The following is a 14,299-nucleotide window of genomic DNA, read 5'->3' as shown; positions in this document are numbered from 1 at the left end:
ACGCCCCTACCAACCATGTAAGCCCTGTACAGGTGTGACGATGATGCAGTCTGTTCCCACTTCTTCGCCCAAGGTCGCGCTCGTGACCGGCGCCGGTCGCCGACTGGGCCGCGCGATCGCGCTCGGCCTGGCCGCGGCCGGCTGGGACGTGGCCGTTCATTACCGTCACTCAAAAGCCGACGCCGGCGAGACCATGGAGGCGATCCGCGCCCTGGGCCGGCGCGCCGCGCTGTTCCAGTGCGACCTGCTCGATGAAGCGGCGGTGCGCGCCCTGCCAGGGCAGGTGGCCACGGAACTGGGCGCAATCACTTGCGTGGTCAACAACGCTTCGTTGTTTGAATACGACAGTGCCACCGGCTTTTCGCCAGCCTTGCTGGCCACGCACATGAGCGCGAATGTCGCTGCGCCGCTGCTGCTGGCGCAGGCCCTGCACGCGGCAACCCCCGCCGGCAGCCAGGCGGTTGTCGTCAACCTGCTGGACCAGAAACTGTACAATCTCAACCCGGATTTTCTGTCTTACACGCTGTCGAAAGCGGCACTGCAGGCGGCCACCACGATGCTGGCGCAGGCGCTGGCCCCATCGGTGCGCGTGGTCGGCGTGGCGCCCGGCATCACGATGGTGTCGGGCGACCAGACCGAAACGGGCTTTGCGCAGGCGCACCGGCAGACCCCGCTGGGGCGGTCCTCGACCCCGCAGGACATTGCTGAGGCCGTCGTGTATGCCGCCGGCGCGCGCGCCCTGACCGGCACCACCTTGCTGGTCGACGGCGGCCAACATCTGGTAGCGTCGCAGCGCGACGTGATGTTCCTGACCGAACCAAACAATCATTGATAACAAAGGCTTTATGATGCTGTCCGCCCTGACCCACCCGAGCTTGCGCGATTGCCGCCGGCTATTTTTGCGCAATTACGAAGTGATGATCAACATTGGCGTGCATGACTTCGAAAAGAAGGCGGAACAGCGCGTCTTGATCAATATTGACCTGTACATTCCGCTCGACCAGTCGACCCCCAAGGCCGACTTGCTGTCGGAAGTAGTCGACTACGATTTCATGCGCGACACGATTGCGAAACGCATCGCGAAGGGGCATATCCACCTGCAGGAAACCCTGTGCGACGACGTGGTCAAGGCCATGCTGACCCATCCGCGCGTGCGCGGTGCGCGCGTCTCGACGATGAAACCGGACGTGTATCCAGACTGCGAAGGCGTGGGCTGCGAAGTGTTCCAGGTAAAGGAAGCAGCATGAGCGAAGCAGACCTCGACCAGATGGGCGCCGGCGTCGCCAGCGCAAAGACGATGGAGAAAATTGCGCACGAGAACAACAAGCTGCACAAGCGCCTGTGCCGCCTGGTGGGCCAGGCGATCGGCGACTTCAACATGATCGAAGACGGCGACAAGGTGATGGTTTGCCTGTCGGGCGGCAAGGACAGCTACGCGCTGCTCGACATTTTGCTGACCCTGCGCGAGCGTGCGCCGATCCATTTCGATATCGTCGCGGTCAACCTCGACCAGAAGCAGCCGAATTTCCCGGCCGATATCCTGCCGGCCTACCTCGACAAGCTGGGCGTGGACTACCACATCGAAAACCAGGATACCTACAGCATCGTCAAGCGCCTGATCCCGGAAGGCAAGACCACCTGCTCGCTGTGCTCCAGGCTACGGCGCGGCATCCTGTACCGTGTGGCCGACGAGCTCGGTTGCAACAAGATCGCCCTCGGCCACCATCGCGACGACATCCTCGAAACCTTCTTCTTGAACATGTTCTTCGGCGGAAAGCTGAAAGGCATGCCGGCCAAGCTGGTCTCGGACGACGGCAAGCACATGGTGATCCGCCCGCTGGCCTACGTGAAAGAAGCCGATACCGAGCGCTATGCCGAAGTGAAGGGTTTCCCGATCATTCCATGCGACCTGTGCGGCTCGCAGGAAAACCTGCAGCGCAAGCAAATCAAGGCGATGCTGCGCGGCTGGGAAAAGACCCACCCGGGACGCGTGGACAACATCTTCTCGTCGCTGTCGACCGTGGTGCCTTCGCACCTGCAAGACCGCGACCTGTTCGGCTTCGTCGATTTGAAGACCGATGGCCTGCCCAATCCGCTGGGCGATATCGCCTTCGACGAAGAGCCGTGTTCGACGCCGGTGGCGAACACGATTTCGCTGACCCGGTTGTAAGCGCGCAGGCGCGAAGCGGTAGTAAAAAGGCATGCCCCCGGCTTGTTTTCGTCCCGGTCACTTTCTAGAGGAATCCAATGAGACTGCCTTCGCGCCTGTTGCGCCACCTGTCACTGGGCTTGGCCCTGCTCGCCCCAGTGGCCGCGATGGCCGAGCCCAGCGCCATCTACCTGGTGCGCCATGGCGAAAAGATGAGCGAGCATGGCGATCCTGACCTGAGCCCGCAAGGCCGGGCACGCGTGCAGCACATCGCCACGCTGCTGCACCGCACCGGCATTACCGGCATCTTCAGCACGGCAACCCAGCGCACGCGCCAGAGCGCCGAGCCGCTGGCGCAGAAAACCGGGCTGGCGGTGCAGCTCTACGATCCGAAGCAGCCCAAGGCCCTGGTAGAAAAGGTCAAGGCCATGCGCGGCGCGGTGCTGGTGGTGGGGCATTCCAATACGCTGCCGGAACTGGTGCGCCTGTTCGGCGGCGCGCCGGGGGCCGATATCGGGGACAACGAGTACGATCGCCTGTATCAGCTCACGCCGACGGTGGGCGGTGCGGTCAACACGGTCTTGTTTACGACGCCGTCACCGTGATCTAGCCCTGATGGTGCGTCGGCCTGCCTGCGTCAGGGCGCCACATCGGTCCGCATCACCGGATACAAATTGAATCGCTCATCCCACGATGCGTGGCGCCTGGCGAAAAATTCCAGCCGTGCGTGCGGATTCCTGGCAAATGCCGGATCGGTCTCGATGCGCTGCCTGAATTGCGCCGCCAGTGCCGGGTCGGCGGCCATCTGCTCGCGCGCGACATCTTCCGCCACGTACTCTTCCATGTATTCCTTGCGCTCGTAGGCGTTGTTGAACAAGCCCCAGGCCAGCAGCGAGTCGGGCGCCTGCGGCTCGAGCATCGCCACCACCAGGCGCGCCTTGGGCTGCGCCACCGGGACATACAGCGAACCGCGCGTGACGGCGCGCGCGTCCGCTTTCCAGCCGCCGTCGAGCGTCAGGCGCTGATGCGATTCGAACGACGTGGCGCCGAAGCTCGCCTTGTCGGCGCGGAAGGTCTCGACTGGCGCCTGTGCCAGCGCCTTGTCGAGCTTGCGGAAGGCGATGCCGTGCAGCGCCAGCTTGGCCGCGACCATGTCGGCATGGGCAGCCGGCACGATGTAGCCGGCGCGCGGGGCGTTTACCTGAAGGTCGGGCACGACTTCTTCGCGCAGCGGCACGCGCCAGAGCTGCGGCCTGGTTTCGTCGTAGCGGGTCATCGAAATGCCGGACACCTCGGACGGCGCACGGGTGTAGGCATAGCCCTGGAAGTCGATCATCCGGGTCTTGTCGGTGGTACGGTAGGTCAGCGTTACCGGCGAGCCGGCCAGTTTCACTGCGCGCGCATCCGCAGCCAGCGCGACTTGTTGCCATTGCTTGCCGTGCCTGGCCACCTGCTCCAGCACCGAGATCACGCTGTTATGGGTCACGCGCACGCGGGTCGGGTAATCCTTCCACGCATGGGTCTCGACCAGCATCGCCATGCGGTTACGCAGCGGGAAATAACCGGTCGAAAAGCGCGGGTCCGAGGCGCCGTCGATGAAGCCCGATTGCGGGTCGTCGGTCTTGGCAAACGACATATAGAAGGACTGGGGCGTCGATCCCAGTTTCGCCAGGTCGGCAATGACATTGGTGCGCAGCGCCAGGCCGGCGGCGCGCAATGCGGGGTCGCCCGAATACACCGGCTCGACCTGGATCGAGACGTCGTGCTGGAACTTGGCGCCGTCGGTTACGTGCAGGTCGACATAGGTCAGCGGATCCCAGGCATTGACCAGGTCCAGCATCGCCTGCATCTCGGGCGCATCGGCCTTGACGTAGTCGCGGTTGAGGTTGAAGTTCTGCGCCGTGGTGCGCCAGCCCATTTCGACCGGGCCGCGCTGGTTCGGGCGGTTCCATTTGCCGAAGCGCTCATGGCCATCGACGTTAAATACCGGAACGAACACCAGCACTTGCCGGTCCAGGGCGCCCCTGGCGAGCTTGTTCTCGAGGACGCCGCGCAGCGCCAGGAAACCGGCGTCCTTGCCGTCGATCTCGCCGGCGTGGATGCCGCCCTGGATCAGCGTGACCGGCAAGCCCTGCTGCTTGGCGCGCTGCGCGCTCAAGGCGCCGCTGTTGGAGGCGACCAGCGCCAGCATCGGCCGGCCTTCCGGAGTGCGGCCGAATTGCATGCACCTGACCTGCTTCGGATAGGCCTTCTGGAAAGCGCCGCACAAGGCGACGACTTCGTCGTAGCGGCTGGTGGCCTGGAAGCCCGAGCGTTCCGCGATGGTGCTCAGGTCGGGAGCGGACTGGGCCAATGGAGCGGCAGCCAGCAGGGCCAGCAGTAAGGCAGAACGGATCATTGTAAAAGCTCCAGCAATTGTTCAGGTGACAAAGCCGAAGATTATAGACCCGTTTATTGCCTTCTTACGGTTACTGGCGCGGCCTGGAATAGATCGAGATTTCCTGCACCGCCGGACGCACGATCTCCATCGGCACATTGCGGGCACGGGCGCTGGAGGTCGGGCAGGTGCCGCTCTGGCGGTAAGCCAGCGCCGCGGCCAGCAGCCCTTCGGCCGGGTCGCCGATCGGGCGCGACAAATCGTCTTCTACCTGGCAGGTGGGCGCCAGGCCGTCCGGGAAGTCGCCAAAGCCCTTGTTATTCACGCCCTTGAATTCGATCGAGAAATAGGTGGTGCCGCAGTTCGGCACCGGCGTGAAGCCGTAGGGCTTGCCGCAGGTCTGGCCGCCGATCACGTTGACTTCGATGTCGGCGCCGCGCAGGCCGTTGATCACCGCTTCGCTCGCCGAGCAGCTACCCGAGGTAGTCAGGACGGTGACGCGCTTGAGGTTCAGGCTGGGCAGCGGCGTGCCGGCACGCACCGGGTTGGGCGACTTGAAGCCGTAAGCGGTCGACAGGAAATCGATCGCCGGCTGGGGAGCAGTCTTGTCGTTGTACTGTGGGCGCTCGAAGACCTTGCCGCGGGTGGCATCCGGTCCGGCGATCATGTACGACAGCTCGCTGGCAACGTAGAGCAGGCCGCCGCCGTTATAGCGCAGGTCGAGCACCAGGTCGTTCACCCCCGCCTGGCTGAAGGTGGTGAAGGTGTCCACCAGCTGGCGTTCCGATACCGCGTTGAAGGTTTCAAAGCTCAGGTAGCCGACCTTGCCGGTCGGGGTCTCGAGCACCTTGGCGTGCTTGACCGGCTGGACGCTCACCTCGAGGGCGGTCATGGTCACGTCGAACACCGCACCGGCGCGCTGGAAGCTGAACTGGTGTGGCGTACCGACCGCTTCCGGGAACAGGGCGGCGTTGATACGCTTGACCGAATCGGCATCGGCGGTGCTGACGAAATCGATCCCGTCGATTCTGAGCAGCATGTCGCCGCGCTGCACGCCGGCATTGGCGGCCGGCGATCCGGGTTCGACCAGCGTGACCAGCCAGGTACGTGGAATATTGGCCCCGGTGTTGCGCTTGAACGTGACGCCATAGCCCAGATCGAGGCCGGCAGTCGTCATCTTCTCCCACTCTTCGGTCGAATAGGTGAAGTGATACCGATCCTTGGCCCGGCCCGAGGCGGTCAGGGCGGGGGTCTTGAGCACCTTGAAGTAGTCGACCGCAGTGGCGAAGTCGGCCATCTTGTAGGTGTTTGGAATCTCGTCGTACCAGAGGTAGTAGCGGTGCGACCACGCGCGCAGGAACTTCATCTCGTCGAGCAGCGTGCCCTGCTTGTCCGGGAAAGCCTGGCCCTGGAAATCGCGGCCGGTGCGCGGCGCCGCGCACAGGTTCCAGTACTGGAACGGCTCGCCCAGCGTGCCGGCGTCGAGGTCGGCCGCCGTCGGCGCGCCTGGCGCCGCAATAGGGTCGGTGGGAACGGTGGGATTGGCCGGCGGCTGCTGCATTGACTGGTCGGGGCGGGTGCCGCTGACGGGCGAACTACCGCCACCGCCGCCGCCGCAACCAAGCAGGACGACGCCGGTAGCAAACAGGGAGGCTGTCAGGCGGAGGGCGGTCGTCGCGCGACCTGGGGCGGATGGCGATGTCATGCAACCGATTATAGACGCGCCCGTTGAGCCGGAGTGCAACGTTCTGTAACAGCCGGGGCTGGCTAACAACACGCCATGCCAGAACGGATATCAGCCTGATACCACCGGAGAAAAAACCGGCAATATCAGGCTGATATCGAACCGCTCGGGCTAGGTCATGCAGCCCGTGACGCGGCGCCTTGCGGAGCGTCGAAGGCGGCCAGCAGCGCCGCCTCTTTCTGCTTGGCCGCCGCCAAGTGGCGTGCCTTTACGTGGCCGTAGCCGCGGATGTCTTCTGGAATGCTGGCGATCGCCACCGCCTGCGCCAGGTTCTCCGGCGTGAGCTTGGCCAGCAATGCCTCGACGGTCTGGCGGTATTGACCGATCAGCGCACGCTCGGTACGACGCTCGTCCGTGTAGCCGAACACATCGAACGGGGTACCACGCAGGCCCTTGAGCTTGGCCAGCACGCCGAACGCACCCATCATCCACGAACCGAATTCCTGCTTGACCGGACGGCCTTGCTTGTCGTGCTTGGCCAGCAGCGGCGGCGCCAGGTGGTACTTGATGGTGATGTCGCCTTCGAACATGTTGGCGATCTTTGCCTTGAAGCTCGGGTCGGTATGCAGGCGGGCGACTTCGTACTCGTCCTTGTAGGCCATCAGCTTGTAGAAATAGCGTGCCACGGCTTCGGCCAGTCGGCTGCCCTTGCCGAACTTGGCTTCCTGGGCGCGTACCTGGTCGACGAAGGCCTTGTACTGCGCCGCATAGGCGGCGTTCTGGTAGGCGGTGAGCAGCTCGACGCGGCGGTTGACGATGTCGTCCAGGCTCTCGGTACGCTTGAACTCGATCACCTGGGCCGGGGTCGTGAGCTTGTTGACCGAGGCCAGGTCGTGCGCGGCGGTGCGGCCCCAGTGGAAGGCGGCCTTGTTGAACGGCACCGACACGCCATTGAGTTCGATCGCCTTCATCAGCGACGCTTCCAGCAGCGGCACATGGCCCTTCTGGAAGGCATAGCCCAGCATGAACATATTGGTTGCGATCGAATCGCCCATCAGCGCGGTAGCAATGCGTCCGGCGTCGATGAATTCCACGTTCTGGGCGCCGCAAGCCTGCAAGATGGCGCCCTTCGAGCCTTCGCCCGGGAACTGCCAGTCCGGGTTTTTAACAAACGCTGCGGTGGTCGAACTGGTGGCATTGACGGCGGCCCAGGTGCGGCCTTCTCCCATGCGGCTCAGGGCATCGCGGCTGGCGGCCACGATCTGGTCGCAGCCGATCACCAGGTCGGCGCTGCCGGTGCCAACGCGGGTCGAGTGCAGGTCGGACTGCTGCTGCGCCAGGCGCACGTGCGACATCACCGGGCCGCCCTTCTGGGCCAGGCCACTCTGGTCAAGCACGATCGCGCCCTTGCCTTCGACGTGGGCCGCCACTGCCAGGATCTGGCCGACGGTGACCACGCCGGTGCCGCCGACGCCGGCCACCAGGATGCCGAACGGCGCGCCGATCGATGGCACGACCGGCTCCGGCAGGCTCGGAGGCGCGGCCTCCGAAGCCGCAGCTTTCTTCGGCTTCTTCAGGCCGCCGCCTTCGACGGTAACGAAGCTTGGGCAGAAGCCCGACACGCACGAGAAGTCCTTGTTGCACGAACTCTGGTTGATCTGGCGCTTGCGGCCCAGCTCCGTTTCCAGCGGCTCGACCGACAGGCAGTTGGACTGCACCGAGCAGTCGCCGCAGCCTTCGCAAACCGCTTCGTTGATCACGGCGCGCTTGGCCGGGTCGGGGAATTCGCCTTTTTTCCGGCGGCGGCGCTTTTCCGACGCACAGGTCTGGTCATAGATGACGGCCGTCACGCCCGGCAGCTCGCGCAGTTCGCGCTGCACGTCCATCAGTTCCGAACGGTGGCGCACGGTCACGCCGGCGGCCCAGGCGTAATCGCTCGGGTATTTTTCTGGCTCGTCGGTGACGACGATGATCGGACCCACGCCTTCGGCCGCGATCTGGCGCGTGATCATGCCCGGATCGAGCGGGCCGTCGACGTTCTGGCCGCCGGTCATGGCGACCGCGTCGTTGTACAGGATCTTGTAGGTGATGTTCACCTTCGCGGCCACGGCCGCGCGAATGGCCAGGATGCCCGAGTGGAAATAGGTGCCGTCGCCAAGGTTCACGAACACGTGCTTTTCACTGGTAAACGGCGACTGGCCGATCCAGGTCGTGCCTTCGGCGCCCATGTGGGTGAAGGTGGACGTTTCGCGGTCCATCCATAGCACCATGTAGTGGCAGCCGATGCCGGCCATGGCGCGCGAGCCTTCCGGTACCTTGGTCGAGCTGTTGTGCGGGCAACCCGAGCAGAAATACGGAATGCGGTCGGTTTCCGGGTTGGCCTTGGCCGGGATATTACGCAGCACCAGTTCCTTGGCTTCCAGGAAGGCGATGCGCTCTTTCACGCGCTGCTCGACCGGATGGCCGGCGCAGTAATGCGAAATGCGCGAAGCGATGGCGCGGGCAATCTGCGCCGGGTTCAGCTCGTAGGTGGCCGGCAGCAGCCAGTCGCCGTGGCCCATGCGGTCCTTGTTGCTCCACTCGCCGGTGTCGTCGAATTTGCCAACCACGCGCGGACGCTGCGCATCGGGCAGGTTGTAGAGCGCTTCTTTCAGCGCATATTCCATCACCTGGCGCTTTTCTTCGACCACCAGGATCTCGTCGAGCCCGCGCGCGAATTCGTGCACGCCTTCGGATTCAAGCGGCCAGGTCATGCCGACCTTGTACAGGCGCAGGCCAATGTCGCGCGCTGCCTGCTCGTCGATGCCCAGATCGGCCAGCGCCTGGCGCGTGTCGACATAGCTCTTGCCGGCGGTGATGATGCCGATTTTTGGCGTCGGGCTGTCCCAGATGATCTTGTTGAGCTTGTTCGCACGGGCATAGGCCAGCGCCGCATACCATTTGAAGTTGCTCATGCGCACTTCTTGGTCCAGCACGGCGTCTGGCCAACGGATGTTCAGGCCGCCTTCAGGCACCTGGAAATCGGTCGGCAGCGCAATCTGCACGCGGTCCGGATCGAGGTCGACCACGGCGCCCGACTCGATGATATCGGTGACGCATTTCATCGACACCCACAGGCCGGTATAGCGGCTCATGGCCCAGGCATGCAGGCCGTAGTCGAGGTATTCCTGTACCGACGACGGATACAGCACCGGAATGCCGCAGTGGGTCAGGATGTGGTCGGACTGGTGCGCGGTGGACGAGGATTTGGCCGCGTGGTCGTCGCCTGCCAGCACCAGCACGCCACCATTCTTGGCCGAGCCGGCATTGTTGCCATGCTTGAAGACGTCGCCGCAACGGTCCACGCCCGGGCCCTTGCCGTACCACATGGCAAACACGCCATCGTAGTTGGCGTCCTGGTACAGGTTGGTCTGCTGGGTGCCCCAGACGGCGGTCGCCGCCAGGTCTTCGTTCATGCCCGGGTGAAACTTGACGTGGTGCGCTTCGAGGTGCTTTTTCGCCTTCATCGCGGTCTGGTCGACGGCGGTGACCGGCGAGCCGCGGTAGCCGGTGATATAGCCTGCGGTGTTCAGGCCGGCTTTCTGGTCACGCTCGCGCTGCAGCATCGGCAGTCGGATCAGGGCTTGGGTGCCGGTCATGAACGCGCGGCCGCGCTCGAGCGTCCATTTGTCGTCCAGCGTGATGTCGTGCTGCGGCTGCGCAAAATTGGCGCGGTCGATGGGTGCGTTCATGCGGTGTCTCCGTATTTGTTCGCCAGGGCTATCAAGACGCGCGCCGAAGACTCTTGATGGTCATCATTGGCGCACGCGGCTGGGCTGGGCCAGCCTCCTCCCGTATGGCGCACAGTATAGTCCTGCCCCTCCGGCATTAAATTCCAAACAATTCACCCCGCCAGGTGATTTGCGCAATAAAATTGCCGGGTTGGCGAATTCAGAGAGGAAAACATGTCAAAAATCGAGCTCGACAAGACTGACCGCAAAATCCTGGCGGTGCTGCAGTCGGACGGCAGGCTGTCAAACCAGGACGTGGCCGAGCGCGTGAACCTGTCGCCATCGCCCTGCCTGAGGCGCATCAAGCGCCTGGAAGAGGCCGGAGTGATCCGCCAGTACGTGGCGCTGGTCGACCCGGACAAGATCGGACTGGGCCTGCTGGCCTATGTCAACGTGCGGCTGGAAAAGCACAGCGAAGTGGCGGGTGGCGCGCGCGGCACGCCGGGCTTGCCGGCCACGTCGCCACGCAACGATTTCGCCGTGTCGGTCGGTACCTGGCCAGAAGTGGTGGCCTGCTATGCAATGACTGGGGAGATGGACTTTTTGCTGCGCGTGCATGTCGAGGACATGGACCATTTCTCGCGCTTCATGATGGGAACGCTGCTCAAGCATCCGGCGGTGCTGGATGTGAAATCGAGCTTCGCGCTGCAGCGGATCAAGGAGACCACGGCACTTCCGGTAGCGCTGTGAATGTTGCAGGCGGGCGCACTGGCGCGCCGCCTATCTGGAAAACCACTTCGCCGCCGCCCTGACGTTGGCCTTGAGGTTGTAATCGATGACTGCCCATTGCTCTTCGAGCGCCTCGGCCATCACGCTGCCCGGGCTGGGCGGGGGAATCTGCAGATACGCATCGGCTTCGCCGAACTCGCGCTTGATCTGCATGCCGGCCTTGCGGGCGATATGCATCATGGTCTGATTCGACGACAGGCATTGCATGTACAGCGTGTCGACGTCGGAATTGCGGCTATGGATCGCGGCGCGGTCGAACAGGCGCGAACCGACGCCCTTGCCCCGGGCCGATGCCGATACCGATATGCCAAGCTCCGCCACCCGCTGCTTGGTGGTCGGCTTGGCGCTGTCGGCCCGGGCAAACGCCAGGTGGCCGACGCCAACGAGCTGGAACACCCGGTTGACGACACCGAACACGATGTCGTGCTTGAAGTCGAGCTTGCCGACATAGGCGGCGATGGCGTCGTCCGGGATCATGCTGCCGAAGCGCAACAGGCGATCTTTCGGGTCGAGCGCAAGAAAATGGCGCAAGATACGGCGGCGGTCGCGCTCGCCGAGCTCTTTGACCAGCACGGCCGGCCGACCGGGTTTGCCGCCAAGGCCGCGCAGCCAGCGGCCAAAGGGAGTGTCCAGCATGATGAATCCTATTTTGTGCAGTGCAACAATAGCGCGATTGTAGCGGATTCTTCAGTTACATGCGGGACGCCGGCCGGCCGCGCTCGCTGGTCAATTGCCGGCGGCGCTGGTCCACTGCGCCGCCGGGCTGACCACGAACCCACCCTTGCCCGCCTGCTTGGCCTCGTACATGGCCTTGTCGGCTTCGGCCAGCAGCGCGGCCGAGCCGCGTGCAGCGCCAGCCTGGCCACGGGCGCTGGAAATGCCGATGCTGGCCGAGATCGTCACCGGATGGCCGTCGGCCTCGGTCACCGCACGGATCTCGTCGAGCGCCAGCTGGGCCACCCGCAGCGCGCCCTCGCGCGAGGCGACCTCTTCGAGCATGATCACGAATTCGTCGCCGCCGAGGCGCGCCAGCGCATCCTCGGCGCGCAGCTTTTGCTCGACGCGGCGCGCCACCATCTGCAGCACCAGGTCGCCGGTGGCATGGCCCCAGGTATCGTTGACCAGCTTGAAGCCGTCGAGGTCGATGAACATGATCACCACCACCGAATCGCGGCGGTTGGCGCGCGCCAGCGCCCGCTCCAGCAGGCGGGTCAGCTGGCGATAATTGATCAGGCCGGTCAAGCTGTCGTGCTGGGCCAGGCGCTCGAGCTTCTTCGACTGCGCCTCGAGTTCGGCGGTGCGCTCGGCCACGCGCTGCTCGAGGGTCTCGTTGGCTGCCTGCAGCCGGTGGTTGACCTCGCCAATGATGCGGTAGCTGCGCCGCAAGCGCGTGGCGGCATACATCAAGAGCACCAGCAGTAGCGCCGAATAGGCGAACAGAAAGGTTCGATAGCGCTCGCGCTCGCGCAGCACGGTGTCGAACGAGCGGTCGAATTCACGTCTGAGGCGGTCGAGCGCGGCGCCGGTGCCGGCCGCGGCGATCTGCCCTTCCAGCCGGTTCTCCAGCGGCCGCTTCTCCAGGATGGTGCGCGCAGACTTGATGATGGCATCCACCTTTTCTATCAGGGCCGGCGAAAAGGCGATTTTCTGCGCTGCGATCTCGCCCAGGACCTGGTCGATACGCGCCGCCAGCGCGCCGCTCGGGGTCACGTTGTAGCGCAGGATCTCGGTCAGCAGGGCATTGAGCGAGGCATCGAGCCGCACCACGATGCGGGCCGGCACCAGCGCACCTTCGATGCCACCCAGCTCGGTCTTGAGATCGGCCACGGCCGGCGGCATGAACAGCAAGGCTTCGCGCAGCTGCGGGTTGTGGCGCGCGAACTGCATCGCCAGCATCTCCTTGCGCTGGACGGCGTCGCGCAGCTGGGTATAGGCGGTATGCACCGCGGGGCTGGACGCCTCGGACACGGCGTCGCCGACGCGGGCGATCAGGTCGCGCATGCGCGGCAGTCCGGTGGTCAGCTGCGGCGCGGCCGGGGCGCGGCCAATATGGGCGCGCAGGATATTGGCATCCCATTCGGCGTCGAGCTTTTCGAGCTCGCGCAGGTTGAGCATGACTTCGTTGCGCACGGCGGGATCGGCCGCGTCGGACCGGATGTACAGGAAGGCGAGCAGCGATGCCAGCACCAGCACCGCGACGGCGGCAATTTGCAGGCGGCGACGCGCGCTCGAGTTCGCTACGCGCTGCGCCGGCACGGCTACCATGTGTTCTCCATTACTCAGGTGTTGTTATGCACGCAGGATAACGCAAGCCGGCGGATCAGTCGCGCACCTCGTGGAGCGCATCAAGCGTCCACCTCGCGCAACACGGCCTTGACCGCCGACACCCGGGCCGCATGCACTGCCTCGGGAATTTTTGCGCGGTCTGCGGAAAAGCGCGCCGCCACTTCGCCCGCGTTCACCGCGCGCGCGGCATCCAGGGCCTGCTCCAGGTAAGGCCGTTGCGGATACACCTGGTGGCGCATCGGGTGATCGGGGTGGCCGCGTCCGCGCGCATCGCACTCGGACGCCAGCAGCATCTGGACGAAGCGCTGCGGCTTGCGGAAGGCATCGCAACGCTCGAACAGTGTGACGATGGTGTTGGCGCGCAGCTGCAGGGCGCGGCTCACGTTGCCGTGCTCGCGCGCGGTCATCAGGGCCAGGTCGCGGCATTCGTTGGGCACTTTCAGGCGCTTGCACACGTGCGCCAGCAGCTTGACGCCCTCTCCTTCGTGGCCGTGGTGCGCCGGCCAGTGTTCGGGCGGCGTGGTGCCCTTGCCCAGGTCGTGGGTCAAGGCTGCGAAGCGCACCTCGAGCGGGCAGCCCTGCGCGGCCGCGTAGTCGATGACGAGCATGATGTGCACGCCGGTGTCGATCTCGGGATGGTGCGCCGCCGGTTGCGGCACGCCCCACAGCACGTCGAGTTCGGGCAGGATGCGCGCCAGCGCGCCGCAGTCGCGCAGCACGTCGAACATGCGCGACGGCCGTGCTTCCATCAGGCCGCGCGCCAGCTCTTGCCAGACCCGCTCCGGCACCAGGGCGTCGACCTCGCCGGCGTCGACCATGGCTTTCATCAGCGCATTGGTGGACGGGTGCACGGTAAAGTCGGGAAAGCGCGCGGCAAAGCGCGCCAGGCGCAGGATGCGCACCGGGTCTTCGGCAAAGGCATCGGAGACGTGCCGGAAAACGCGCGCGCGCAGGTCGTCCAGGCCGCCATGCGGGTCGACGATGCTGCCGTCGTCGGCGCGCGCCATGGCGTTGATGGTCAGGTCGCGCCGCACCAGGTCTTGTTCGAGCGTGACCTCGGGCGAGGTGTGGAACACGAAGCCATGGTAGCCGGGCGCGGTCTTGCGCTCGGTGCGGGCCAGCGCGTATTCTTCGTGCGTGTCGGGATGCAAAAAGACCGGAAAATCCTTGCCGACCGGTCTGAAGCCCTGGGCCACCATCTGCTCGGGGGTGGCGCCAACCACCACGTGGTCGCGGTCGGTCACCGGGCGCCCGAGCAGCGCGTCGCGCACGGCGCCGCCAACCACGAAGCTGCGGATGCTGTC

The 14,299-nt window shown here is 65.0% G+C and carries 11 protein-coding genes; 5 read left to right on the top strand and 6 right to left on the bottom strand.

Going from position 1 to position 14,299, the window contains the following annotated elements; all coding sequences use genetic code 11:
• The first annotated feature begins 40 nt into the window (after positions 1–40).
• From NRS07_RS02340 to NRS07_RS02325, 4 genes are all read left to right on the top strand, one after another.
• The gene (locus NRS07_RS02340) at positions 41–832 is read left to right on the top strand and encodes an SDR family oxidoreductase (protein ID WP_259210818.1); all 792 of its coding nucleotides are present in this window, start codon (positions 41–43) and stop codon (positions 830–832) included.
• Between the two features lie 16 nt (positions 833–848).
• Positions 849–1,247 carry a dihydroneopterin aldolase gene (locus NRS07_RS02335; protein ID WP_259213449.1) on the top strand — a complete coding sequence of 133 codons (399 nt, stop codon included), beginning with the start codon at positions 849–851 and terminating at the stop codon, positions 1,245–1,247.
• Positions 1,244–2,170 carry a tRNA 2-thiocytidine(32) synthetase TtcA gene (gene ttcA, locus NRS07_RS02330; protein ID WP_259210817.1) on the top strand — a complete coding sequence of 309 codons (927 nt, stop codon included), beginning with the start codon at positions 1,244–1,246 and terminating at the stop codon, positions 2,168–2,170. The genes NRS07_RS02335 and ttcA overlap by 4 nt, the downstream gene beginning before the upstream one ends.
• Before the next feature lie 77 nt (positions 2,171–2,247).
• Positions 2,248–2,754 carry a histidine phosphatase family protein gene (locus NRS07_RS02325; protein WP_259210816.1) on the top strand — a complete coding sequence of 169 codons (507 nt, stop codon included), beginning with the start codon at positions 2,248–2,250 and terminating at the stop codon, positions 2,752–2,754.
• Between the two features lie 32 nt (positions 2,755–2,786).
• Here the strand turns inward: NRS07_RS02325 and NRS07_RS02320 are convergent, their stop codons facing one another.
• From NRS07_RS02320 to NRS07_RS02310, 3 genes are all read right to left on the bottom strand, one after another.
• Positions 2,787–4,547: a M14 family metallopeptidase gene (locus NRS07_RS02320; protein WP_259210813.1), complete on the bottom strand. Its 1,761-nt coding sequence runs from the start codon at positions 4,545–4,547 to the stop codon at positions 2,787–2,789.
• A gap of 70 nt (positions 4,548–4,617) precedes the next feature.
• Positions 4,618–6,231: a S41 family peptidase gene (locus NRS07_RS02315; RefSeq protein ID WP_259210810.1), complete on the bottom strand. Its 1,614-nt coding sequence runs from the start codon at positions 6,229–6,231 to the stop codon at positions 4,618–4,620.
• 155 nt (positions 6,232–6,386) lie between these two features.
• Positions 6,387–9,941, bottom strand: coding sequence for an indolepyruvate ferredoxin oxidoreductase family protein (locus NRS07_RS02310; protein ID WP_259210809.1), 3,555 nt, complete (start codon positions 9,939–9,941; stop codon positions 6,387–6,389).
• Between the two features lie 213 nt (positions 9,942–10,154).
• Here NRS07_RS02310 and NRS07_RS02305 point away from each other — a divergent pair, with 213 nt between their 5' ends.
• Complete coding sequence (locus NRS07_RS02305; RefSeq protein ID WP_259210807.1) at positions 10,155–10,670, top strand: Lrp/AsnC family transcriptional regulator; 516 nt, start codon at positions 10,155–10,157, stop codon at positions 10,668–10,670.
• Between the two features lie 30 nt (positions 10,671–10,700).
• Here the strand turns inward: NRS07_RS02305 and NRS07_RS02300 are convergent, their stop codons facing one another.
• The 3 genes from NRS07_RS02300 to NRS07_RS02290 form a co-directional block, all read right to left on the bottom strand.
• Positions 10,701–11,345 (bottom strand): GNAT family N-acetyltransferase, encoded by a 645-nt coding sequence (locus NRS07_RS02300; protein WP_259210806.1) that lies wholly within the window; start codon positions 11,343–11,345, stop codon positions 10,701–10,703.
• Between the two features lie 90 nt (positions 11,346–11,435).
• A complete protein-coding gene (locus NRS07_RS02295) occupies positions 11,436–12,974 on the bottom strand; it encodes a diguanylate cyclase (RefSeq protein ID WP_259210805.1) in 1,539 nt (512 codons plus the stop codon).
• A gap of 80 nt (positions 12,975–13,054) precedes the next feature.
• Positions 13,055–14,293: a multifunctional CCA addition/repair protein gene (locus NRS07_RS02290; RefSeq protein WP_259213448.1), complete on the bottom strand. Its 1,239-nt coding sequence runs from the start codon at positions 14,291–14,293 to the stop codon at positions 13,055–13,057.
• Between the last annotated feature and the right edge of the window lie 6 nt (positions 14,294–14,299).

The organism is Massilia sp. H6, from assembly GCF_024802625.1.
Classification (GTDB): Bacteria; Pseudomonadota; Gammaproteobacteria; order Burkholderiales; family Burkholderiaceae_D; genus Telluria.
This window is presented reverse-complemented; position numbering and strand designations above follow the sequence as displayed.